At 39.8% G+C, this 23,098-nt stretch carries 22 protein-coding genes; 19 read left to right on the top strand and 3 right to left on the bottom strand.

Features of this window, described 5'->3' with window-relative positions; all coding sequences use genetic code 11:
• The first annotated feature begins 5 nt into the window (after positions 1-5).
• Both AB1K80_RS02585 and AB1K80_RS02580 read left to right on the top strand, forming a co-directional pair.
• Positions 6-293: a hypothetical protein gene (locus AB1K80_RS02585; protein ID WP_412855054.1), complete on the top strand. Its 288-nt coding sequence runs from the start codon at positions 6-8 to the stop codon at positions 291-293.
• Positions 294-646: 353 nt separating this feature from the next.
• The gene (locus AB1K80_RS02580) at positions 647-829 is read left to right on the top strand and encodes a hypothetical protein (protein ID WP_412855151.1); all 183 of its coding nucleotides are present in this window, start codon (positions 647-649) and stop codon (positions 827-829) included.
• A 118-nt stretch (positions 830-947) separates the two neighbouring features.
• Here AB1K80_RS02580 and AB1K80_RS02575 read toward each other — a convergent pair whose 3' ends face one another.
• The gene (locus tag AB1K80_RS02575) at positions 948-1,136 is read right to left on the bottom strand and encodes a YkvS family protein (RefSeq protein ID WP_106030764.1); all 189 of its coding nucleotides are present in this window, start codon (positions 1,134-1,136) and stop codon (positions 948-950) included.
• A gap of 167 nt (positions 1,137-1,303) precedes the next feature.
• On the opposite strand from AB1K80_RS02575, the gene AB1K80_RS02570 reads away from it, so the two are divergent.
• The 6 genes from AB1K80_RS02570 (at position 1,304) to AB1K80_RS02545 (ending at position 7,848) form a co-directional block, all read left to right on the top strand.
• The gene (locus tag AB1K80_RS02570) at positions 1,304-1,498 is read left to right on the top strand and encodes a hypothetical protein (protein ID WP_412855053.1); all 195 of its coding nucleotides are present in this window, start codon (positions 1,304-1,306) and stop codon (positions 1,496-1,498) included.
• Between the two features lie 307 nt (positions 1,499-1,805).
• Complete coding sequence (locus AB1K80_RS02565) at positions 1,806-2,465, top strand: cell wall hydrolase (RefSeq protein ID WP_412855052.1); 660 nt, start codon at positions 1,806-1,808, stop codon at positions 2,463-2,465.
• Positions 2,466-2,579: 114 nt separating this feature from the next.
• The gene (locus tag AB1K80_RS02560) at positions 2,580-3,896 is read left to right on the top strand and encodes a polysaccharide biosynthesis protein (RefSeq protein ID WP_412855051.1); all 1,317 of its coding nucleotides are present in this window, start codon (positions 2,580-2,582) and stop codon (positions 3,894-3,896) included.
• A 54-nt stretch (positions 3,897-3,950) separates the two neighbouring features.
• Positions 3,951-4,448 (top strand): endospore biogenesis thiol-disulfide oxidoreductase StoA, encoded by a 498-nt coding sequence (gene stoA, locus AB1K80_RS02555; RefSeq protein WP_412855050.1) that lies wholly within the window; start codon positions 3,951-3,953, stop codon positions 4,446-4,448.
• Between the two features lie 282 nt (positions 4,449-4,730).
• Positions 4,731-6,650, top strand: a complete 1,920-nt coding sequence (locus tag AB1K80_RS02550; protein ID WP_412855049.1) for a heavy metal translocating P-type ATPase — start codon at positions 4,731-4,733, stop codon at positions 6,648-6,650.
• A 103-nt stretch (positions 6,651-6,753) separates the two neighbouring features.
• Positions 6,754-7,848 (top strand): M24 family metallopeptidase, encoded by a 1,095-nt coding sequence (locus tag AB1K80_RS02545; protein ID WP_412855048.1) that lies wholly within the window; start codon positions 6,754-6,756, stop codon positions 7,846-7,848.
• A gap of 40 nt (positions 7,849-7,888) precedes the next feature.
• On the opposite strand, the gene AB1K80_RS02540 is transcribed toward AB1K80_RS02545, so the two are convergent.
• Positions 7,889-8,038 (bottom strand): hypothetical protein, encoded by a 150-nt coding sequence (locus tag AB1K80_RS02540; RefSeq protein ID WP_412855047.1) that lies wholly within the window; start codon positions 8,036-8,038, stop codon positions 7,889-7,891.
• Between the two features lie 93 nt (positions 8,039-8,131).
• Here AB1K80_RS02540 and AB1K80_RS02535 point away from each other — a divergent pair, with 93 nt between their 5' ends.
• The 10 genes from AB1K80_RS02535 to AB1K80_RS02490 all read left to right on the top strand — a co-directional run bounded on the left by AB1K80_RS02535 (position 8,132) and on the right by AB1K80_RS02490 (position 19,677).
• Positions 8,132-9,121 (top strand): LacI family DNA-binding transcriptional regulator, encoded by a 990-nt coding sequence (locus tag AB1K80_RS02535; RefSeq protein WP_412855046.1) that lies wholly within the window; start codon positions 8,132-8,134, stop codon positions 9,119-9,121.
• 55 nt (positions 9,122-9,176) lie between these two features.
• On the top strand, positions 9,177-10,031 hold the full coding sequence (gene glcT, locus AB1K80_RS02530; protein WP_412855045.1) for a glucose PTS transporter transcription antiterminator GlcT: 855 nt from the start codon (positions 9,177-9,179) through the stop codon (positions 10,029-10,031).
• Between the two features lie 198 nt (positions 10,032-10,229).
• Positions 10,230-12,329, top strand: coding sequence for a glucose-specific PTS transporter subunit IIBC (gene ptsG, locus AB1K80_RS02525; RefSeq protein WP_412855044.1), 2,100 nt, complete (start codon positions 10,230-10,232; stop codon positions 12,327-12,329).
• Positions 12,330-12,422: 93 nt separating this feature from the next.
• Positions 12,423-12,689 carry a phosphocarrier protein HPr gene (locus AB1K80_RS02520; RefSeq protein ID WP_003211078.1) on the top strand — a complete coding sequence of 89 codons (267 nt, stop codon included), beginning with the start codon at positions 12,423-12,425 and terminating at the stop codon, positions 12,687-12,689.
• Complete coding sequence (gene ptsP, locus AB1K80_RS02515) at positions 12,689-14,407, top strand: phosphoenolpyruvate--protein phosphotransferase (RefSeq protein WP_412855043.1); 1,719 nt, start codon at positions 12,689-12,691, stop codon at positions 14,405-14,407. The genes AB1K80_RS02520 and ptsP overlap by 1 nt, the downstream gene beginning before the upstream one ends.
• A gap of 112 nt (positions 14,408-14,519) precedes the next feature.
• Positions 14,520-14,747 carry a transcriptional regulator SplA domain-containing protein gene (locus AB1K80_RS02510; protein ID WP_412855042.1) on the top strand — a complete coding sequence of 76 codons (228 nt, stop codon included), beginning with the start codon at positions 14,520-14,522 and terminating at the stop codon, positions 14,745-14,747.
• Between the two features lie 81 nt (positions 14,748-14,828).
• Positions 14,829-15,857: a spore photoproduct lyase gene (gene splB, locus AB1K80_RS02505; RefSeq protein WP_412855041.1), complete on the top strand. Its 1,029-nt coding sequence runs from the start codon at positions 14,829-14,831 to the stop codon at positions 15,855-15,857.
• A gap of 114 nt (positions 15,858-15,971) precedes the next feature.
• On the top strand, positions 15,972-17,936 hold the full coding sequence (locus AB1K80_RS02500; RefSeq protein ID WP_412855040.1) for a methyl-accepting chemotaxis protein: 1,965 nt from the start codon (positions 15,972-15,974) through the stop codon (positions 17,934-17,936).
• 72 nt (positions 17,937-18,008) lie between these two features.
• Complete coding sequence (locus tag AB1K80_RS02495; RefSeq protein WP_412855039.1) at positions 18,009-18,794, top strand: SDR family oxidoreductase; 786 nt, start codon at positions 18,009-18,011, stop codon at positions 18,792-18,794.
• Positions 18,795-18,807: 13 nt separating this feature from the next.
• The gene (locus AB1K80_RS02490; protein ID WP_412855038.1) at positions 18,808-19,677 is read left to right on the top strand and encodes an NAD(P)-dependent oxidoreductase; all 870 of its coding nucleotides are present in this window, start codon (positions 18,808-18,810) and stop codon (positions 19,675-19,677) included.
• A 40-nt stretch (positions 19,678-19,717) separates the two neighbouring features.
• On the opposite strand, the gene AB1K80_RS02485 is transcribed toward AB1K80_RS02490, so the two are convergent.
• Complete coding sequence (locus AB1K80_RS02485) at positions 19,718-20,554, bottom strand: CAP domain-containing protein (protein WP_412855037.1); 837 nt, start codon at positions 20,552-20,554, stop codon at positions 19,718-19,720.
• 337 nt (positions 20,555-20,891) lie between these two features.
• Between AB1K80_RS02485 and AB1K80_RS02480 the strand changes: the two genes are divergently transcribed.
• A complete protein-coding gene (locus tag AB1K80_RS02480) occupies positions 20,892-23,015 on the top strand; it encodes a peptidoglycan D,D-transpeptidase FtsI family protein (RefSeq protein WP_412855036.1) in 2,124 nt (707 codons plus the stop codon).
• Positions 23,016-23,098: the final 83 nt, after the last annotated feature.

The raw sequence follows: 23,098 nt of genomic DNA, 5'->3' as shown, positions 1-23,098 counted from the left end.
ATAAGTTGGATACACTAGAATTTTATAATAAAATGATGCAAAATGAGAAATTGAAAAAAATTGTAGGATCAAGTTTAAAGACTCATTGTCACAACCTAAAAGAAGATACAAAAATCGCATCAGATTTTTCTTCAGCACAACAGGCGATAGCTGAAGTGTATGTTGCATTACTCTCTTCATTTGATGGGCAAGCTAAGGAAGCACTCGTACAAAGGCTCAATGAAAATGCAAGATTACTGACTGATGCTACTGAAAACAGAAGTGCTTTTTTAAAAAGTATTAAGACTAAATAAAATTAAACACCCTTTCATTTAAAGGGTGTTTTTAGTTCGTTTTTATGGTGAATTTATAGTTGAAATTGAGAAGCATATCTATATTCAAATTTCACAAAGAATCAATCCAACATAAACCACAAAAAAAGAGAAGAGTCATTTCGCTCTTCTCATACAAGTAGGAATAGAACTTGCTAGGACGGCTGGGGGCTACCAGCTCATAATTACATTATACAAGATAGAACATATGTTTGTAAAGTGTGTTCAGGCTTTTTTTGCTCATCACGTTTGTTTTGAGATAGAATAAGGACAGTTGTCGGGAAACGGAGGCGTATGTGTTGGAAAACGAAAAAGAGAAAGCGGAGCAACTGGTAATGGAGCTGAAAGAAGAGCTTCACATGCTGGAACATCAAAATAAAGAACGCTATAAATGGAGTGCTTCTACATTACTTGGATTGATTGCGCTTTTGATCGATAAAGGGGTCATCACACCTGAAGAAGTAGAGATGTACAAAACCAAAGCGGAAATGCAAACCTTTCATACGCAAAAAGACTGATCTCCATATATGAGGTCAGTCTTTTTTGTATGTGATGTCTAAGAGAGCGAAGCTGCTAGTTGAAACAGCCTTGCTGATTGATTCTATGTAACGAGCGTCTGGCTTGAGGATTGCAAAATTATTGTACGGAGTCTTTGATGATTTTATAATTTTTATGATTAACGACTGTCAGTGAGTCTAGTTCTAAATCTCTATAGTTGTCCATAATGGTGACATCCACAATCACTGAGTTTTCGTTTACTTTTTCAACTACACCTGTTAAACCATTTCTAAATTCAATCACGTTTCCAATTTTTGCAATCTTCAACCGATCCCTCTCCTTTAAAAACAGATTTCTTTCCCTATTAAAAAGTATTTTGCAATATTTTCATACCGTTGTAAAGGGTAAAGACGTTTTTGTTTCGTTTTCGTTGTACGCGTTTAAAACGAATGGTATATTTAATAATTGATCATCGCAGAAAGGGAGAGGTTTTTTTGACAGAGGAACAAATTCACACAATCATTGAATCATTAAGGAATGGAACAGAAAAGCAAGTCACCATTCAAAAAGATGATTTTTTATATTTTCGGTCTTTTTTAGTCAAGCAAGATGATTTTAAACACTTTCGCGGGACAGCTAAACATGGTGGAGATGTTATTTTTGAATATCTTAAAGAAGCAAGAAGCTAAAGCTTTTTCTCATTTATGAGAGAAAGCTTTTTTATTTTGGCTGTTTTGACATACTTCAAAACAGCCTGATACATATGAAAAGAAAATGTAATAACCCAACATTCGGTGCATATGGATGATGATAGGCTGAAAAATCACTCTTTCAAGCGTTAACATTTCCATTTTGTACACAAGTGAACTAGAAGATGCCATTTAGTGACGGAATTTGGACAGGCATGCAAATCTTTGTGCGTGAAAATAAAAGAGGCTCTTGTTAGAGTGGACAAGTATCTTGCAGCCTACTTTTATTAAAGGAGGAATGAGGCGAATGATGAAAATTCATACAGCTCTATTTGTCATCCTTATGCTCGTATCAGCGATGAAAATGGACAATATCCAACACATCCAACACAAACAAAATGCATCTAATCAGGAAATGGCAGCTTCATCTATGAAGCATCAGCTTTCAAATATAGATCAAGACGAAGATCAAATGGTGACCCCGCTACTTTTAGATATGGGACAGCAGCGAGAAGTGAGAAGGAAAAATATGTCTGAATCAAAATCGTCAAATCAGTCACAACAGAAAAAAGAAAAAGCTGAAACAAAGAACGAGAAAAAGCAAGCGCGTTATTCTCGTGATGAAGTGGACTTGCTATCTCGATTGGTGCATGCGGAAGCGAAAGGAGAATCCTTCGCAGGTAAAAAAGCGGTGGCGAGTGTGGTTTTAAATCGAGTGGAGCATCGTTCTTTCCCTGATAGCGTCAAGGGGGTTATTTATCAGCAAAATGCCTTCCAACCGGTTTCTAATGGGAGTATCCATGATAAGGCGGATCGAGAATCGATCAAGGCAGTGAAGCAGGTGGTGAAAGGCCAAGACCGAACAACTAAAGCCATTTATTTTTACAACCCAAAGACTGCGACAGATCAATGGATTCGTTCCCGTACCGTTGTAGAACAAATTGGCCGTCATGTTTTTGCAGTTTAACGAAAAAGCAACGACATATCAGTCGTTGCTTTTTTGTGTTTAATAATCAAAATATTTTCAGGACTTGTCTCATAGAATGTGAAAAGAATTTTCTTTTAGACAAGGGGAGACTACATGAATCGATTTGTAAAAGGGGTCATACTGCTATCTGTTGCCGCTTTTATTGCGGAGTGTATAGAGTTTTTAGTCAATATGATTTTAGCAAGAGAGCTCGGGGAACACGGAATGGGTCTGTATATGAGTATCCTTCCCATCATTATGCTTGTACTAGTGATTGCCAGTTTAGAGTTGCCAGTCTCCATATCTAAATTCATTGCAGAGTCGCACGAACGACTTCACAAAAGCATGCTACGTCATGCGTTTAAAATGACACTGGTGGTAACAGTTACAACTACCGCCATTGCAGCATTTGTACTGCCTTATATTCCTGTTTTTGAATCGTATCATCCACTGATGAAGGGGCTTGTGCTTTCTCTCATCCCGATTATCGCGTTCACCTCGATTGCACGTGGTTATTTTATGGGGAAACAACAAATGGGTAGAATTGCTTTAGCCAATATGCTTAAAAAAACAATCCAGCTCATCTGCTTGTTTTTATTTTTCCATTGGTATTCCTTTGATATTGAAACAGCTGTATTGATTGCCATCGGGGTGATCGTGGCAAGTGATCTTGTCGTTTTTATCTATTTATATTCACAATATGTTATGGCGAAAAATGCGGTCAATGTCAGGTCGGTTGAACTGAGAGGCAGTGATGTAAGAAAACGATTGTTGGCGGTCTCTATTCCGACAACGGGGATGCGTATTTTCCATGCCATCGCCAATGCAATTGAGCCTTTTTTAATCAAAGGAGCGCTAATCGCAGCGGGTATATCAGGTACTCTGGCTGTTGATCATTACGGAATGCTTGCGGGCGTGGCGATGTCCATCGGTTTCTTTCCCGCGTTTATTGCCCATTCAATCATGATCGTGATGATTCCAAATGTGTCTGAAGCATATGCGCTAGGGCAATATGATCTTGTGAAAAAACGGGTGAGGCAGGCTATTCTGATTACATTTGGTTACGGGGTACCCGCAGTGATGGTGATGTATTATTTCGCATCTCCACTCACACATCTCTTTTTTGACTCTGAGCAGGCAGCGGTTTATTTACAATTACTTTGGCCATATTTTTTATGTCACCTGTTTGTGATGCCATTTCAAGCATGTTTAATTGGGATGGGTCTCATAAAAGATGTGTTTCTTCATAATATATGGGTGCACATTGTCACCTTTTCGATGGTCTATTTTCTCGGTTCGATTGAAAGCCTCAATATGATGGGGGTCATCTTAGGCATGAATACAGGGATGCTACTCTTGACCGCTTTACACTATGCGACCATTTGTAAGGAGCTTGGGGTTTCGATGTTTTTGCAAATGAAAAAAGCGTGAATGATATGGAAACAAGCGGGAATGCTATAAAAAAAACGGGAAAGGAAGATCGTGATGAATCGTACATATCTTCTCGCTAGCGTTCTATTCATGTTCCTTTTTTCATTTGTATTCAACACAGAAATAGAAGCGAAACCACCTGTCATGGCACCATCAATAGAGGCAACAACATTACATGGTGAAACGCTCATTGTCCCGCCGAAAGGAAAACGTACGATCCTTCATTTTTGGACAACATGGTGTCCTTCATGCAAAATGGAGCTGCCAGTCTTTGAACAAATGGTCAAAGAAAATAAGAGTGATGTAGACATCCTCACAGTCAATTTACTAAGTGCTGAACAGGGAAGAAGGGCTGTCACTCAATTTGTAAAAGACAGAAAGTTTACTTTTCCCATCGTCCTAGATATAAACGGGGAAATGATGAAGAAATATCAAATTATCACCATTCCAACCACCTTTTTGATTAATGAAAAAGGAGAAGTTGAGAAAACCCATGTTGGACCTCTTACAAAAAAACAAATGAAAGAATGGACAAATAAAAAGCCATTGTGAAAATGCTTGAACCTAGAACCAAAAGGCGTATCTTTTGGTTCCTTTTTGTGTTCAATTTCTTTTTTTTGAATAAAATGTGAGACTTGAATCGTACAAAACATTGATGATAATAATTATCAAATAGAAATTATAATAATTATTAATTGAAAATTAACGAGAAGCTGTTATAATAAGTTTCAGACCTATTAAAACTAAGAAAACACTGAAATAACAGACAGAAATTGTACTTGTTAACGGTTGATAATGTGAAAATCATTATCAATTAGAGAGGAGAATATAAACATGAATGAGAATGCGGCCGTTTATCAGACGACAAACCAAAAGGAACAAAATAGATTTTTACATCAATGGAGACAAAACGGAGAATTGATTGCAGCAGGTATATCGGGAATTCTCATTTTAATTGGGTGGTTTTTAAACGATCACAGCATGTGGAGTATTCCACTGTTTATTCTTGCATTTGTCATTGGTGGTTTTGCAAAAGCGAAGGAAGGAATTGAAGAAACAATTGCTTCTAAGACGTTGAACGTCGAATTGTTGATGATTTTCGCTGCAATAGGATCAGCTATCATTGGGTACTGGGCGGAGGGAGCCATCTTAATTTTTATTTTTTCATTAAGTGGTGCGTTAGAAACGTACACGTCAAATAAAAGTAAAAAAGATTTAACAGCTCTCATGTCCATTGCACCAGATGAAGCCACTTTACTGAAAGAGGATGGAACAACCGTTCAAATCGCTGTTGCATCATTAACACCAGGTGATCGCATCATGGTCAAAGCTGGTGAACGCATTGCAGCAGATGGTGTGATTCTTAGCGGAAGAACAAGTGTAGACGAATCAGCGTTAACAGGTGAGTCTGTACCACAAGAGAAGTCGCAAGGTGATGAAGTATTTGCTGGAACTGTGAACTTAAATGGTTCACTGACAGTAGAGGTAACAAAACATAATGAAGAAACATTGTTTCATAAAATCATTAAGCTTGTGAAATCTGCACAAGAAAGTGTATCGCCGAGCCAAGCTTTCATTGAAAGGTTTGAAGGAGCATATGTAAAAGGTGTTTTAATCACTGTGGCCATTTTAATGGTTGTGCCCCATTTTGCACTCGGTTGGAGCATGAGTGAAACCTTTTACCGCGCCATGGTGTTTATGGTCGTTGCTTCCCCGTGTGCATTAGTAGCATCTATTATGCCTGCAGCACTGTCGCTTATTTCTAACGGTGCGAGAAACGGAATGCTAGTGAAGGGAAGTGTCTTTTTAGAAAAGCTAGGCACAAGCACAATGATTGCTTTTGATAAAACGGGTACAATTACGAGTGGAAAACCAGCTGTAGAAAAGGTTTCCATTGCAAAAGGTCAAGACGAAGCCTCGTTTTATCAGGCACTGTACCAAATTGAACGTCAATCAAACCATCCGTTAGCCAAAGCCATATCAGAGATGGCCAAAGATCATCAAGTGGCACAAACGGTTGATGTGACAATTGAGGAAACTTCTGGATTCGGTGTGAAAGCGCAATTGAACGGAGATATGTGGCGTATTGGGAAAAAAGATTTTACGCGCGAAGCATCCATTCACCCTGAGATCGAAACGGATGGCGAAGATCTTTCTGCACAAGGCTACACAGTTGTGTATGTCCAAAAAAACGAACAAGTCGTTGGCTGCCTCGGGTTGAAAGATCAAATCAGACCTGAAGCCAAAAACATGATCCGAGAATTGAATGAATTAGGAATTCAAACGGTTATGCTGACAGGAGATCAACAAAAAACGGCAGAAGTCATTGCGAAAGAAGCAGGGATTCAAACGGTTGTCGCTGAATGTCTGCCAGATCAAAAGGTTCATGAAGTCAATCGACTGAAAAAACAAGGTGATTCCATCATCATGGTAGGAGATGGAATCAATGATGCACCTGCACTTGCTACAGCAGACGTTGGCGTTGCGATGGGTGGAGGCACTGATGTTGCATTAGAAACAGCTGATCTCATTTTAATGAAGAACAATTTAAACAACTTAACGAAGATGATTCGCCTTTCAAGAAAAATGAACAGAATCATTAAGCAAAATATCATTTTTTCTTTGACTGTGATTTGTTTGTTAATCTGTGCGAATTTCTTACAAGTCTTAGATTTACCGTTTGGTGTCATTGGACACGAGGGTAGTACGATCCTTGTTATTTTAAATGGATTGCGTCTTCTTCGTGCATCCTAAACAATGGTTAAGCGCACTGACTTTCTCGTCAGTGCGCTTTTGTGCGAAATACAGTGAAAACTGATAAAATGTTTCGTAGAACTTCAAATGAGGAGGATGACAAATGAATCGAATGAACAATTTGTCTTCTTGGTTAAAGAAAAAAGACATTCAAGGTGCGTTTATACATACAAAGGAAAATGTATTTTACTTATCGGGGTATTACACAGAACCGCATGAACGCGTGATGGGGCTGTTTGTTTTCCAAGAAGCGGAACCATTTTTTATTTTGCCTAAAATGGAAGTCGAGCAAGCGAAAAACGCTGGATGGCATGGTGAGATCATCGGATATGAAGATCATGAAAACCCATTTGACTTCATTCAGGAAGCGATCAAAGTAAGAGGGATTGTGGCGACTCGTCTGGCGATCGAAAAAGAATCGATATCTCTCCAAAGAGCAGAACAACTCCAGGCAGTCACAAAAGCAGAAATGTTCATCCGAGCAGAAGAGGAATTAAATCAGCTACGTCTTATAAAGGACGAAAACGAAATCGCAACGTTGAAAAAAGCGGCTCAATTAGCAGATGAGGGTGTACAAATTGGAGTGAATGCACTGAAAGAAGGTGTGACAGAAACAGAAGTACTCGCTGTGATTGAATATGAACTGAAGAAAAAAGGAATCCAAGGCATGTCCTTTTCAACGATGGTTCTTTTTGGAGAAAAATCGGGTGAGCCCCACGGTAATCCAGGACAAGCTGTCTTGAAAAAAGGAGATTTTGTTCTGTTTGATCTTGGGGTGATTGTAGATGGTTATTGTTCAGATATCACAAGAACATTTATTTTCCAAGAAGCAACGGAGCAGCAAAAAGACATCTATCACACCGTTTTAAAAGCAGAGACAGCAGCACTTGAGATGAGTCAACCGGGCGTAAAAATTGGAGATTTAGATTTGAAAGCACGTGGCCTGATTACAGATGCAGGATATGGGGAATATTTTCCTCACCGCCTCGGACATGGGTTAGGTATCTCTGTGCATGAATTTCCTTCGATGAGTCAAGCCAATGATGACGTCTTACAAGAAGGAATGGTGTTTACGATTGAACCGGGTATTTATGTACCAGGTGTCGGCGGAGTCAGAATTGAAGATGATGTACTCATCACGACGGAAGGTCCAGTGACCTTAACGAATTATCCAAAGGAGCTAACCATTATCCCATAATGAAAAATCACGATGAACGAAGCGTCATCGTGATTTTTTCTCACTTATGCTCTGACCGGTCTTTATCAATGAAAAAATCTTCAATGGATTGAAACGGTCTCACTTTATGTTCTTTACCTGAAGGGTGTAAAGCAAAACGAGCAGAAAACAAAACAGCCATACACAATATGATCCATATGATAATACCCATTCTGAATGCCCCTTTCTAACCAGTGATTTGTTCGGCTCACATCCATCTTAAAGTATGAAACGCGTACCATATCAAGAGAAAGTAGGAGAAAAAATGGCGAACATAAGAGAGATTGCGAAAAGAGCAGGTGTTTCTGTCACAACGGTCTCACGTGTGATGAATCATCATCCTTATGTGAAAGACGAAAAACGTCAACTCGTGCTAAAAGCAATGAAAGAGCTCAAATATACGAGGAACATTCATGCCGTTCATTTAGCAAAGGGTTATTCAAATATGGTCGGAATCGTACTGCCAACAATCAATCATTCCTATTTTAGTGAACTTGTCACAGGTATTGCGAACAAAGCACAAGCCAGTGGCATGCATCTCACTTTGTTTCAAACTGGATATGATCCTTTGAAGGAAAAGGACGCGTTAATGAGTTTAAAAGAGCGCCGAGTGGATGGATTAATCTTTTGCTCAAACGCGTTGAGTGATCAAGATATTGTCAAGTGGCAAGAATATGGGCCGATTATCTTTTGCCACCCAACTGTTCATGATGAATGTTCCGCTGTGTCAATTGCACATGATGAAGCCTTTGAAGAAGGGCTTGACCACTTAGTAGCGTGCGGGCATCAAAAGATAGCGATCGTTCTGTCGAGAACAGAAGGGACAAATAGCAAATTCCGAATTCAGGCATATCAAGACAAAATGCGCTTACTTAGGCAGGAAATCGCGGAAGAATGGATCATTGAAGGAAAATTGACGCTGCTAGACGGACAGCAATTGTTTTTACAATGGCAAACCATGACGCATCAACCGACAGCACTATTGATAACAACGGATGAAGTGTCAGCTGGTTTTTTATTAGAAGCACAGCGCCACAAAATCAAGGTGGGGGAATTTCCAGCCATTCTCAGTGTGCAAAATGAACAGCTAAGTGAAATGCTAGGCATCTCGACGATTGATATCCCGATGAAACAAATGGGAGAAGAAGCGTTTGACTTGTTTGACTGTGCAATGAAAGGGAAACCACCTGAAAAAAGAGTTCTACCCTTCCAGCTAATTCAACGAACAACAACGGTTTTGAAAAACAATCGTTGACGCATGATTCATCTGTTTTGTACGATAAGAGGGATTGAATAAGAAGGAGGTGGGGATGTTCATGGAATCCTTCACCGTTAACAAAGCATTAAATAATAATGTCATCATTGCAAGACACCCTTCTTACGACGAAGTGGTCCTGATCGGAAAGGGAATCGGCTTTGGGAAAAAATCGGGTGATGTTCTTGATCAAGCAGCATTTGAAAAAATGTTCGTGTTGAAAAATTCAAAAGAACAAACAGAATATAAGCAGCTGCTTCATCACATAGATGAAAACATCATTGAAATTGCCAATGATGTCATTTATCATATACGAGAAAAAATGGGACATCGGCTAAATGAACATATTCACATCGCACTAACGGATCATATTGCTTTTAGTTTTAAGCGCGTTCAGCAAGGGTACGATATTACCAACCCATTTATGCTTGAAACCAAATCGTTATATCCAAAAGAATACGAGGTCGCCAAAGAAGTCGTTGAAATGATCAATAAACGGCCTGATGTCGAAACAAAGCTGCCAGAAGGAGAGATTGGTTTTATCGCTCTTCACATTCATTCAGCTTTAACGAATCGACCTTTATCCGAAGTCAATCGGCATTCACAACTCATCACGCAAATGGTCCAAGTCATAGAAGATGCGTTCCACATGAAGGTAGATAGAGAGAGTATTCATTATTTACGTTTATTACGCCATATTACGTTTTCCATTGAGCGGATTAAACGGGAAGAATCTTTGGAGGAACCAGAAAAGTTACTTCACCTATTGAAAAACGAATATCCTTTATGCTACAATACAGCTTGGAAAATGATTAAAATTTTGCAACATGCATTGAAGAAGCCTGTACATGAAGCGGAAGCGGTTTACTTGACCCTCCACCTGTACAGATTGACTAATAAAATTTCATAGTAACCTTAAACGTGTTACTGATTCGATCAGGCATGAGTGAATGAAGGTAAATACAGGATAAGATCCTGTTATTTGTGCAACCTTATATCACCATGCCTTTTTTGTGTTTGAAAGTAAAATGTAAACGGTTAATTATGAAATGAAAGTCAGGGGTTAATGAAATGCATGTTGTAAGCGAAAACAGAGGAGGTTCAACCAGTGTTTAAATCACTTTTCGGTGTGTTGCAAAAAATTGGACGAGCACTTATGCTACCTGTTGCGATTCTCCCTGCTGCTGGTATTTTACTAGCACTTGGAAATGCGATGCAGAATAAGCAAATGCTAAATGTGGCTCAATTTTTAAACAACGATACAATTCAACTTATTGCAAGTGTAATGGAGAATGCAGGGGATATTGTTTTCTCGAATTTACCACTCTTATTTGCTGTAGGGGTCGCCATTGGTCTTGCAAATGGTGACGGTGTAGCAGGGATTGCCGCTATTATCGGTTATCTAGTCATGAACGTGACCATGAGTGCCGTTTTAGTCGCAAATGGCTCAATTCCATCAGATTCTATCGAATTGGCTAAATTCTTTAAAGAAGGTCATCCGGAGTATATTAGTATGCTGGGTATTCCGACCTTATCTACAGGTGTATTCGGCGGGATTATAGTCGGGGTATTAGCAGCTTATATGTATAATAAATTTTATAAAATTGAGCTTCCGCAATATCTTGGTTTCTTTGCAGGGAAGCGTTTTGTACCAATCGTCACTTCCATTTCTGCACTTATTTTAGGACTTTTGATGCTTGTCATCTGGCCGCCAATCCAAGGTGCACTGAATGCATTTTCAACAGGTTTACTTGCAGCGAACGTGTCGCTTGCTGCCTTTGTATTCGGTATTATTGAGCGCTCGCTTATACCGTTTGGATTGCACCATATTTTCTACTCGCCATTCTGGTATGAGTTCTTTAGCTATAAGAGCTTATCAGGAGAGTTAGTACGTGGTGACCAACGTATTTTCATGGAACAAATTAAAGACGGTGCAGAGCTGACAGCAGGAACATTTATGACGGGTAAATATCCATTTATGATGTTCGGTCTTCCAGCAGCAGCACTTGCCATTTATCATGAAGCAAAACCAAAGAATAAAAAACTTGTGGCTGGGATTATGGGATCAGCGGCACTTACATCTTTCTTAACAGGGATTACAGAACCGCTTGAATTTTCATTCTTATTCGTAGCACCAGTATTATTTGCGATACACTGTGTATTCGCTGGATTATCTTTTATGATGATGGATATTCTAAATGTGAAAATCGGAATGACCTTCTCAGGAGGGTTAATCGACTTCTTCCTATTTGGAATCTTGCCAAACAGAACCGCTTGGTGGCTTGTCATTCCAGTAGGTCTTGTACTTGCTGTCATTTATTACTTCGGATTTAGATTCGCTATCCGCAAATTTAATCTGAAAACACCAGGTCGTGAGGATGAAGCAGCAAATGGTGCAAGTGCCTCAGGATCTGAAAAAGGCGATGACTTGCCTTATGACATTCTTGAAGCAATGGGTGATCAAGAGAACATAAAACACCTTGATGCATGTATTACGCGTTTACGTGTGACAGTAAATGATCAGAAGAAAGTGGACAAAGACCGTTTGAAACAGCTTGGTGCTTCTGGCGTACTTGAAGTGGGGAACAACATCCAAGCCATCTTTGGCCCTCGTTCTGATAATTTAAAAACACAAATGCAAGACATTATCGCAGGCCGCACGCCTCGCCCAGCGAAAGATCCTTCTGCAAAAGAAGAAGTGAGTCAGCAGGTGGAAGAGGTCATTGCAAAGCCGCTTCAAAATGAGCAAGGTGAAGAAATCTTTGCTTCACCAATAACAGGTGACCTGCATCCAATTACAGATGTGCCAGACCAAGTCTTCTCAGGGAAAATGATGGGTGACGGGTTTGCGATCTTACCGAAAGATGGAACTGTATTATCACCGGTCCAAGGAAAAGTGTTAAACGTGTTCCCAACGAAACATGCGATTGGACTTCAATCTGATGGTGGTCTTGAAATCTTAATTCATTTTGGAATTGATACAGTCAGCCTGAAAGGTGAAGGATTTGAAGCGTTTGTAAAAGAGGGAGACCAAGTAGAAATTGGTCAAAAACTCTTAGAAGTGGATATTGACAAAATTAAGTCAGAAGTACCATCTTTGATGACTCCAATTGTATTTACAAACCTAAGTGAAGGACAGTTTATTGACCTTCAAGAAACTGGTGAAATCAAAGCTGGACAAGAAAACTTCATGAAAATTTCAAAATAATTTTCATAACTGCCGTTCTTGTTAGATGACAAGCGCGGCAGTATGATATAATATTGTGGATGTATTAATTGTATAAAAAGGAGATTGATAAAAATGGCTCAACAAACATTCAAAGTAACTGCAGATTCTGGTATTCACGCACGTCCTGCAACTGTACTTGTACAAACTGCTAGTAAATATGATGCTGATATCAACTTAGAATATAATGGTAAAACAGTAAACCTTAAATCTATTATGGGTGTAATGTCTCTAGGAATCGCGAAAGGTGCTACAATCACGATCTCTGCTTCTGGTTCTGATGAAAATGATGCACTTGCTGCGCTTAAAGACACAATGAAAAGTGAAGGCCTAGGCGAGTAATGCAAGAATTGAAAGGAATCGGGGCTTCATCAGGCGTTGCGATTGCAAAAGCGTATCGTCTAGAAGAACCAGATTTGACTGTTCACAAAAAAGACATCAACGATCCAGAGACAGAAGTAAAGCGTTTTGAAGAAGCAATTCATGTTTCAAAGCAAGAACTTGAAGCGATTAAAGCGCATGCGCTAAAAGAGCTTGGCGAAGACAAAGCAGAGATCTTTTCTGCACACCTCCTAGTTCTAAGCGATCCTGAGCTATTAAACCCAATTAAGGATAAGATCACATCCGATCAAGTAAATGCTGAATATGCTTTAAAAGAAACAGCGACAATGTTTGTCGAAATGTTTGAAGCAATGGACAATGAATACATGAAAGAGCGTGCAGCGGATATCCGCGACGTTACAAAACGTGTCACTGGTCATTTACTAGGTGTTGACATTCCAAATCCAAGCATGATTTCTGAAGAAGTCATCATCATTGCAGAAGATTTGACACCTTCTGATACTGCACAGCTAAACCGTCAATACGTCAAAGGGTTTGCGACAGATATCGGTGGACGTACATCTCACTCTGCCATTATGGCAAGATCCATGGAAATTCCAGCCGTTGTTGGTACGAAAGAAGCGACAAAAACGGTTCAAAATGACGATGTGATCATTGTTGATGGAATTAGCGGAGATGTCATCATTCAGCCTACTGATGATCAAGTGAAAGCGTATCAAAAAAAGCATGAAGACTACTTAGCTCAAAAAGCTGAATGGGCGAAACTTGTGGACCAACCAACGGTGACAAAAGACGGCGTTCATGTAGAGCTAGCTGCGAATATTGGGACACCTGAAGATGTAAAAGGTGTACTTGAAAATGGCGGCGAGGCAGTTGGATTGTATCGTACAGAATTCTTATATATGGGTAGAGATCAGCTCCCTACAGAAGAAGAGCAGTTCGATGCTTATAAAACAGTATTAGAGAAGATGGAAGGAAAAGCAGTTGTTGTCCGCACACTTGATATTGGTGGGGATAAAGAACTTCCTTACTTGCAGCTTCCAAAAGAAATGAACCCGTTCCTTGGCTATAGAGCAATCCGCCTATGCCTAGAAGAACAAGACATTTTCAGAACACAACTACGCGCCTTACTTCGTGCAAGTACATATGGAAACTTGAAAATCATGTTCCCTATGATCGCGACGTTATCTGAATTTAGAGAAGCAAAAGCCATTTTACTTGAGGAAAAAGAAGCTTTAATTGCAAATGGTACAGCTGTATCTGATTCAATTGAAATCGGAATGATGGTTGAAATTCCATCAACTGCAGTCATTGCAGACCAATTTGCAAAAGAAGTAGATTTCTTCAGTATCGGAACAAATGACTTGATCCAATACACAATGGCAGCTGATCGAATGAACGAGCGTGTGTCTTATCTGTATCAGCCATACAATCCAGCTATTTTGCGCCTCATCACACTTGTGATTGAAGCAGCGCATAAAGAAGGCAAGTGGGTTGGTATGTGCGGTGAGATGGCAGGAGATGAAATCGCAATTCCTCTACTACTTGGTTTAGGATTAGATGAATTCTCTATGAGTGCAACGTCTATTCTTCCAGCAAGAACTCAATTGAGTAAGCTATCTAAAGAAGAAGCTGCTTCATTTAAAGAGCATATTTTATCACTTAGCACGACTGAGGAAGTTGTTGACTTCGTCAAAAATACATTCCAGAAAAACTAAGTGAATTTAAACCAGACAGGTGAACCTGTCTGGTTTTTTTGTCGAAATTTATCATATTGGATCATAGAGAATGTAGAGAAGGGCATTCTAATAAAAAATGGAGGTGACCAGATTGCCTTTCTCAGAATATAAACCAGGTGATCAAGTGTATGTCATTTATCGAAATCCACATGCAGCGAATGTGGCTCAAATTAAAGAAGCGGAGATTGTCACGCATCCGTACAATGAACAAGAGCTTGCTTTATTTTTACTTGAAACGTATCATACGCTAGCGCCAGATGATGCGATCTTTCCAACGTACGAAGAAGCACAAGCGCTCTATCAAGATCTATTCGAATAAGGGAGATATTACAAAGGATAAGCACTTCACTTAGAGGTTAAAGTAACCGTATGTAAACCTTTAAGGTAAGGATGTGTTAACATGATCAAGCCTTTTGTCCCACAGCTTGTCTATATTGAACCTAGGGCATTAGAGTACCCATTAGGACAAGAGCTGAAAGAAAAGTTCGAAGGCATGGGAATTGAAATAAGAGAAACGACTTCACACAACCAAGTCAGAAATATCCCTGGCAAAAATGATTTGCAAAAATATCGTAATGCAAAATCAACGCTCGTCATTGGCGTTAGAAAAACGCTAAAGTTTGATTCATCGAAACCATCCGCGGAGTATGCCATCCCATTTGCCACTGGATGCATGGGGCATTGTCATTATTGCTACTTGCAAACGACAATGGGGAGTAAACCTTACATTCGCACGTACGTCAATGTAGAAGAAATTTTAGATCAAGCAGAACAGTATATGAACGAACGCGCTCCAGAAGTAACGAGGTTTGAAGCCTCATGTACCTCTGATATTGTCGGGATCGACCATTTGACACATACATTAAAAAAAGCTATAGAGTATTTTGGTCAATCTGATATGGGGAAACTACGTTTCGTGACAAAATTTCATCATGTCGATCACTTGCTAGATGCAAAACATAACGGACGAACGAGATTTCGTTTTAGTATCAATGCAGATTATGTTATTAAATATTTTGAACCCGGTACATCGCCATTAGATAAACGAATTGAAGCGGCTGTAAAGGTAGCAAAAGCAGGCTATCCACTTGGGTTTATTATTGCCCCGATTTATATTCATGATGGCTGGCAAGAAGGATATAAAGTTCTTTTTGAAAAACTTGATGCAGCCCTTCCAGAAGATGTGAGACAGGATATCACCTTTGAAATGATTCAGCATCGGTTCACGAAACCAGCAAAACGCGTCATCCAAAAAAATTACCCAAAAACAAAATTAGAATTAGATGAAGAAAAGAGAAGGTACAAGTGGGGGAGATATGGAATTGGAAAATATATCTACCAAAAAGATGAAGAGCTTGAACTGCGACAGACATTAGAATCATATATAGAACAGTACTTTCCTACTGCTAAAATTGAATATTTCACTTAAAACAAGTCTTTTTGGCTTGTTTTTCTATTTGAATTTTCTCATAACTATTGAATGCAGTACCAATTTTGCCGATATACATCATAAGGTACGAAAGTAGGATGTAGGAGTGATGAGATGTTTAAGAAGCTTCAAATAAAAATAGCTGTGTTTATTTCAGTTATTTTAATTGTAACCGTCGTTGCGGTACAAGTCGGTTCAAACATAGTGTTAAGACCACTCATTGAACGTGATGCAAAAAATGCTACAATCGCAACGGCCGAAAACATGAAAGACATCATTGCATTAAAGCTAGAAGGATACAGTGACGCCATTAACAATCTGGCAACAAGTACATTTATTGAAGATTTTGCACAAAAACAAACAAAACAATCAATTGTTTATGGAAATGATGAGCTAAAGGGCCTGCAGGAGCAGGATGAACTCATAGCGCTAGCTTATATTGGAACAAGTAAGGGTAATTTATTTACATTCCCAAAGTCCGTTGTTGGCGAGGGGTTTGATCCAACAAAACGTGATTGGTATATTCAATCAGCTGAAAATCCAGATGAGGTTCTATGGACAGAACCATATATCGATGAAGCGACAAATCAGACGATCGTCTCAGCTACTAAGGCGATTGTTCGTAATGGAAAAGTGGTGGGAGTCGCTGGACTGGATTTGAAGTTGTCCTCCATTCAATCATATATAAAAGAACAAAAAATACCTCACAAGGGTAGTGCTTTCTTAGTTGACAGCACAGGGGTTATTTTGGCACACCCAACAGAACAAGGGAAAAATATATCAAAAGTAGCATCTATCAAAAAAGCAATCGACGATTCTGGCATTGATGATGACAAGCAATTAACCGTCGTTTCTAAAATCAAAGAAACCAATTGGACGGTAGGTGTCAGTTTTGAGAAAGAAAAACTGCTTTGGATTACGGGACAAATGAATCAAACCAATATCTTGATTTCTATCATTGCTGTTGTACTTGCGATCATTCTGAGCTATTTATTAGCAAGAAGCATTACAACGCCAATTAAACGATTAATAGAACATGTTCGCAAAGTGTCTGAGGGAGATTTAAGCAGCACATATGAAACCAAATCACAAGATGAAATCGGGTTATTAACGAAAAACATTCATCAAATGACAGAAGGAATTCGGGAGTTAATTGAAAAAGTAAAAGGCGCATCAGAACAGGTTGTGAAATCAACAGACGATGTCACGCATATTTCAAATGAAACCTTGTTGTCTAGTGAGCAGATTGCCACTGCCATTCAAGAAGTGGCAACAGGTGCATCCAAACAGGCATCAGAGGCTGAAACGATTAATGAGAATTCCGAGCATTTGTACGAAAAGGTGCGTCAAATGGGTGAACTTGCCTCACAAATACAAACCCATTCAAAGTCATCTGAGGATGCAAGCTACAAAGGACTAGACGCACTCGGTTTATTAGTTCAAAAATCAGCACAATCAAATGAAGAATCGAAGAAGGTAGAGCAAATGCTGCTTGATCTTGAAGATAAAGCGAATAATATTGAGAATGTCGTGACAGCCATCTCTGCCATCTCTGATCAAACAAACTTACTTGCACTGAATGCAAGTATTGAAGCAGCTAGAGCAGGTGAAAGCGGAAGAGGATTTGCTGTCGTCGCAGAAGAAGTAAGAAAGCTTGCAGAACAATCTGCTGAATCAACCAAACATATTAGTGAAACTGTAAAACTCATTCAAGATGAATCGAAAAAAGCCGCAGAAGCAATGACAACAGCAAGTAAAATGAATGAGGAACAAGGTGAAGCCATCAACGCAACAGCTGAAGCACTGAGTAGCATTACAATGGAAATGCAAGTGCTTGTTGGTTCTATTGATGACATTCATACACAGATCCATGAAATGACAGAAGATCAGCAAAAAATGAATGATTCCATTCAAAGTATTGCGGCGATCTCAGAAGAATCCGCTGCCTCAGCTGAGGAAGTACATGCTTCGACAGACGAACAATTACAAGCATTAGAAAGAACAAAAACGTCAACCGACATGCTGAATGAATCAAGCCAGGCATTACGTCAAGCAATTGACCGGTTTAAGCTAGAATAGAATGTGAAAGAACCTTGCCGTGCGTGCAAGGTTTTTTTGATATGATAAAATAAAAATCAAGGAGGGATGGTCTTGAATGTCAATCTAACTGGAAAAAAAGCACTGGTTGCCGCAAGTAGTCAAGGAATCGGAAAAGCGATTGCCATCGCCCTAGCAAAAGAGGGAGCAGATGTGACGATATCAGGAAGACATGCCCAAACGTTAGAAGAAACGGTCAAAGAATGGGCACCGCACGTAACTGGTCAGCTCACCTATCAAGTATGTGATGTCTCTGATGCGAGCCAGATCAAGCAACTCGTTCAAACAGCTGCCGGCGAAGATAAGCGTCTTGATATTCTTGTGAACAATACAGGTGGACCGAAAACAGGAACACTCACGACCTTAACCGATTCAGATTGGATGGAATCATTTGAACTTCATTTACTCAGCTACATTCGTTTATTAAAGGAAGCGTTACCTTATTTAAAAAAACGTGGCGGAAGAGTGTTAAATATAGCTTCTGCCTCGGTCAAAGAACCGATACCAGGATTGATGCTGTCGAATACATTTCGACCAGCGATTGTTGGATGGACGAAAACGGTTGCCCAAGAGCTTGCAAAGGATGGAATCTACATCAACACGCTTGCTCCTGGAAAAATTGAAACAGATCGTGTGAAGCATTTGGACAGTCAGCGTGCAAAAGCAGAGAATCAATCGGTGGAGGACATCAAAGCGCAAGCGGAACGTGAAATCCCGCTTGGACGATACGGACAGCCAGAAGAATTTGCGACATACGCGGCTTTTCTTTTATCTGAGGCCAATACATATATGACAGGTCAAACGCTTGTAATTGATGGGGGATTGACCAAGTCTCTTTGAGGAGGAACATGGGATGGCACAAATTAAAACAGTTGGTTTTATTGGAATTGGCGTAATGGGACGTAGTATGGCAGGACATCTCTTGGATGCTGGATATGAGGTGCTTATTTATACAAGAACGAAAGAAAAGGCGGATGCACTCATTCAAAAAGGTGCGATGTGGAAATCTACAGTGAAAGACATCGCAGAAGCGGCGGATGCTGTGATCACAATGGTTGGTTATCCATCAGATGTTGAAGAGATTTATTTAGGCGAAGAAGGGCTGGTGAAACATGCATCACCTGGTACCTATTTGATTGATATGACAACGTCAAAGCCGCAGCTTGCCAAAAAAATTGAAACGAAAGCGAAAGAAAGAGGCCTATTTGCATTAGATGCACCTGTATCGGGCGGTGATGTTGGTGCGAGAAATGGTACGCTTGCTATCATGATTGGCGGAGAAAAGGAAGCCTTTGAAGATTGCCTTCCACTATTTCAACAAATGGGCGAGAATATTCAATACCAAGGAGCTGCAGGGAGCGGTCAGCATACAAAAATGTGTAATCAAATTGCCATCGCTGCAGGCATGATCGGTGTGGCAGAGGCGATGGTCTATGCGAAAAAATCAGGACTTGATCCTGAAACTGTGCTAAAAAGCATTACAACAGGTGCTGCAGGGAGCTGGTCCTTGTCAAACCTTGCGCCAAGAATGCTGAAAGGCGATTTTGAGCCAGGTTTTTATGTGAAGCATTTTATAAAAGATATGGGGATTGCGCTTGAAGAAGCGAAGCTAATGGGTGAAGAGATGCCAGGGCTATCACTTGCGAAGTCCCTTTATGAGAAGCTTGCTGAAGATGGCGAAGAAAACAGCGGCACACAGAGCATTTATACATTATGGGATTAAAAAAAGCTTGTCCCAAAAGGGGACAAGCTTTTTCGTTCTATTATTTTCCGATGAATTGCTGTGTCCAGTAATGACCATCTTTCACATAACCAACACCAATGTGTGTATAGTTTTTGTTTAGAATGTTTGCTCTATGGCCTTCACTGTTCATCCAAGCAGTAACCACTTCTTGAGGTGTACGTTGTCCTTGGGCAATGTTTTCACCTGCTGTTTTGTAAGTGATGCCAAAAGCTTTCATTTGATCAAATGGTGAACCATAAGTTGGGCTTGTATGAGAGAAATAGTTTTTATCTTTCATATCTTGAGATTTTGCGCGAGCTGATTTGCTTAATTTCGTATCAATAGAGAGCGCTTTTAACCCTTGTTTTGCACGTTCTTTGTTTGTTAACTCAACCACTTCTTGTTCAAATGCATTTAAGCTGCTGTCTGCTTTTGGTGCAGTTGTTTCTTTTTGTTCAGCTTTTGGCGTGCTTTGATTGTTTGTGTTTTGTTCCGTTTTTGGTGTGCTTTGGTTGTTTGTGTTTTGTTTTGGTGGTGTACTTGGTTTAGAAGCAGTTGGTTTTTTCACTGATTCTTGTTTTTGTTCATTTTTTGCTTTATTTACTTCTTTTACTACCTTTGTACCTGTGACAGGCTGACCGCTTTTGATGAGCTTATTCAAAAGAGCCTCGATTTCTTTTTGTTGTGACTGGCTAAGTTTATTGACATCAGATGAGATCTGTAATTTAGCAGCTAATGTATGAAGATCAATTGCTTGATGCTTTACTTGTATAAGTTGTTTCAGGTTAAGCTCTTTCGCATCAACTGACTGCCCTCCAGTAAAAGTAAGCAATGTAGCAGCTGTTAGCGCTGAAAAAAAGAATGATTTCTTCTTCATATTGTAACTCCTCCTAAAATCTTTGTTTTGTTTCCTCACAAAAAATCATACCATGGACTTTTTGTTAAAAACGTACCAGCATCCTCCATTGACAAAGAACATTTGTCATTTTTGTTAAAGTCAAAGAATAAAAGCTTTTCAAATCAACGAATGGGTGATTCTTACATTTAAAGAAGACGACATAAATATACCAAAATTTTAATGTCTTAGTATAATTTTTTGCTGAAAAGTCATTGACAGCTTTTTTTTGCCCGTTTCGCTGTAACAACTATTACAAAAGTGTTACAATAAAGAATGGTAATTGTAAAAGATTGAAAGGATGAGAGGAGTAACATAAGTGGGAGAGAAACAGCATCAAGGTGCGACCGAGCAGAAAAAAATCAAGCGCCGGAACGCCTGGAGAATCAATCTCTTTTTCTTCGCTGTATTTTGTTTATTTGCTGGACTCGTGCTGAAGCTAGGTGTACTGCAAATCGTCAATGGTGAGGATTATAAAAAAGAAGCCAATCGTACTGAAGTCAAAACAGCATCATACCCGTCACCTAGAGGAAAAATGTATGACGCAAGAGGAAGAGTTGTCGTTGACAATGAAAGCGTACCTGCCATCGTTTATACATCAGAAAGCGGTGTGGAAGCGAAGGATAAGATAAAGGTAGCAAGGAAGCTTGCGACTTATATAAAAATGGATACCGAGTTTTTAAGAGAGCGAGATATTCGCGATTTTTGGCTTGCTAGTCATCCAAAAGAGGCAAAAAAGCTGCTAACAAAAGCAGAACAAAAGAAAGTCAATGCAAAAGATGTGTACCCGCTGCAAGTTGAGCGTGTACCAGAAGAAGAAATCAAAGCCATTGAAAACGATGAGAACGAAAAAGCGGTTGCCGCTATTTATCGCAGATTCACAGGCGGATATGCCTTTGAACCTCAAATTGTCAAAGCAATGGACCCGAATGAACAGAAAAAAGGGGACGAAAAAGTTGCTTTACTTGATGAGACAAAAGAATCAAAGCAAACATCATCAGTGAGTTTAACATACGAAGAGATCTCACTCGTGTCAGAGCATCTGGATGAGCTTCCTGGTGTCAATGTTATCAATGATTGGACAAGAAAATATCCATATGAAAAAACACTGTACAATGTCCTTGGCGGTGTAACAACACCTGAGCAAGGAATTATAAAAGAACGTGAAGATTACTATATGGCAAGAGGCTACTCACGAAATGACCGAGTAGGGAAGAGCTATTTAGAATATCAATACGAAGATTTCTTGAATCCAGAAAAAGCGACTGTTAAATACACCCAAGTTGGCGGAAAGCTATTAGATGAAATTGAACGGACTGAAGGCCGTAGAGGTCTTGATCTTTCGTTGACGTTTGATATGGAGCTGCAAAAAGAAGTCGATAAGATCGTTGAATCAGAGCTTAGGTCTGCTAGTGCACGAAACTACATGATGGACCGCGCTTTTGTCGTGATGATGGATCCTAACACAGGTGACATACTCGCCATGTCAGGTAAAAAAATGGACGGGAGAGATGTCACAGATTACGCCATCGGGAACTTTACAACGCAATACGAGATGGGGTCTGTTGTGAAAGGAGCGACCGTGCTCGCTGGCTATCAGCACGGTATGTCACACAACCAAGGTTATACGGATACACCGCTCTACTTTGCAGGGAATGGCAAGCCGAAAGGGTCTTACACTAACCTTGGATGGGTGAATGATCTTCAAGCGCTCAAAAAAAGTTCTAACGTTTATATGTACCAAGTGGCAATGAGAATAGCAGGCATTACTTATCAAAGGAATGGCCCGCTACCAGCAAGATCTGATGATTTACAAAGAATAAGAAATTACTTTGCACAATTCGGACTTGGTGTGAAAACAGGGATCGATCTTCCGCAAGAATCAGGCGGAATGCTACCGCATCCTAAAACCGTCGGAGGACTTTTGCTTGATGAAGCGATCGGTCAGTACGACACGTATACACCACTTCAAATCGCACAATATATGTCAACCATAGCCAATGGAGGCAATCGTGTTCAGCCAAGAGTCGTGAAAAGCATTCATGCTCCAACGAATAAAGAAGAGATCGGTCCTGTAGTGAAAAAATATGAGCCGAAGGTGCTTAATACGGTGAACAACACAAAAGCAGATATTGACCGAGTGAAAATGGGGCTGAAAATGGTGACATCTGCTGGCGGAACGGCCGCTGGTCGATTCGGACAGCATGATGTGGCAGGTAAAACAGGTACGGCCCAAACCTTTTACTACGGTGCAAATCGTAATTGGTGGGGGAATGCCACGTATAATTTAACGTTTGGAGGATACTATCCTTCTTCTAATCCAAAAGTGGCTTTTAGTGTCGTGACACCTTATGTCTCTGATAGAGACCCAATTATTAAAACCATCCCAAGTAAAATTGTGGATAAATATGTTGAATTACAAAAAAAATACGAAAAGCAATAATGAGAAAGGAGCACAGCAAGAGAACGTGCTCCTTTTTTGTTGAAAATATGGACGTTTCACAACAAATTGGGAGGAAAATACGG

The sequence above is a fragment of the Bacillus sp. 179-C3.3 HS genome, from assembly GCF_047229225.1.
Lineage (GTDB): Bacteria > Bacillota > Bacilli > Bacillales > Bacillaceae > Bacillus.
Note: the sequence above shows the minus strand (reverse complement) of the source record. Positions and strands in the feature narration are given on the sequence as shown.

Coding starts and splice junctions, on each gene's coding strand:
- AB1K80_RS02580 (WP_412855151.1), top strand. CDS start 647: ATGGAGCTGAAAGAAGAGCTTCACATGCTGGAACATCAAAATAAAGAA.
- AB1K80_RS02565 (WP_412855052.1), top strand. CDS start 1,806: ATGATGAAAATTCATACAGCTCTATTTGTCATCCTTATGCTCGTATCA.
- AB1K80_RS02560 (WP_412855051.1), top strand. CDS start 2,580: ATGAATCGATTTGTAAAAGGGGTCATACTGCTATCTGTTGCCGCTTTT.
- stoA (WP_412855050.1), top strand. CDS start 3,951: ATGAATCGTACATATCTTCTCGCTAGCGTTCTATTCATGTTCCTTTTT.
- AB1K80_RS02550 (WP_412855049.1), top strand. CDS start 4,731: ATGAATGAGAATGCGGCCGTTTATCAGACGACAAACCAAAAGGAACAA.
- AB1K80_RS02545 (WP_412855048.1), top strand. CDS start 6,754: ATGAATCGAATGAACAATTTGTCTTCTTGGTTAAAGAAAAAAGACATT.
- AB1K80_RS02540 (WP_412855047.1), bottom strand. CDS start 8,038: ATGGGTATTATCATATGGATCATATTGTGTATGGCTGTTTTGTTTTCT.
- AB1K80_RS02535 (WP_412855046.1), top strand. CDS start 8,132: ATGGCGAACATAAGAGAGATTGCGAAAAGAGCAGGTGTTTCTGTCACA.
- glcT (WP_412855045.1), top strand. CDS start 9,177: ATGTTCATGGAATCCTTCACCGTTAACAAAGCATTAAATAATAATGTC.
- AB1K80_RS02520 (WP_003211078.1), top strand. CDS start 12,423: ATGGCTCAACAAACATTCAAAGTAACTGCAGATTCTGGTATTCACGCA.
- ptsP (WP_412855043.1), top strand. CDS start 12,689: ATGCAAGAATTGAAAGGAATCGGGGCTTCATCAGGCGTTGCGATTGCA.
- splB (WP_412855041.1), top strand. CDS start 14,829: ATGATCAAGCCTTTTGTCCCACAGCTTGTCTATATTGAACCTAGGGCA.
- AB1K80_RS02500 (WP_412855040.1), top strand. CDS start 15,972: ATGTTTAAGAAGCTTCAAATAAAAATAGCTGTGTTTATTTCAGTTATT.
- AB1K80_RS02490 (WP_412855038.1), top strand. CDS start 18,808: ATGGCACAAATTAAAACAGTTGGTTTTATTGGAATTGGCGTAATGGGA.
- AB1K80_RS02485 (WP_412855037.1), bottom strand. CDS start 20,554: ATGAAGAAGAAATCATTCTTTTTTTCAGCGCTAACAGCTGCTACATTG.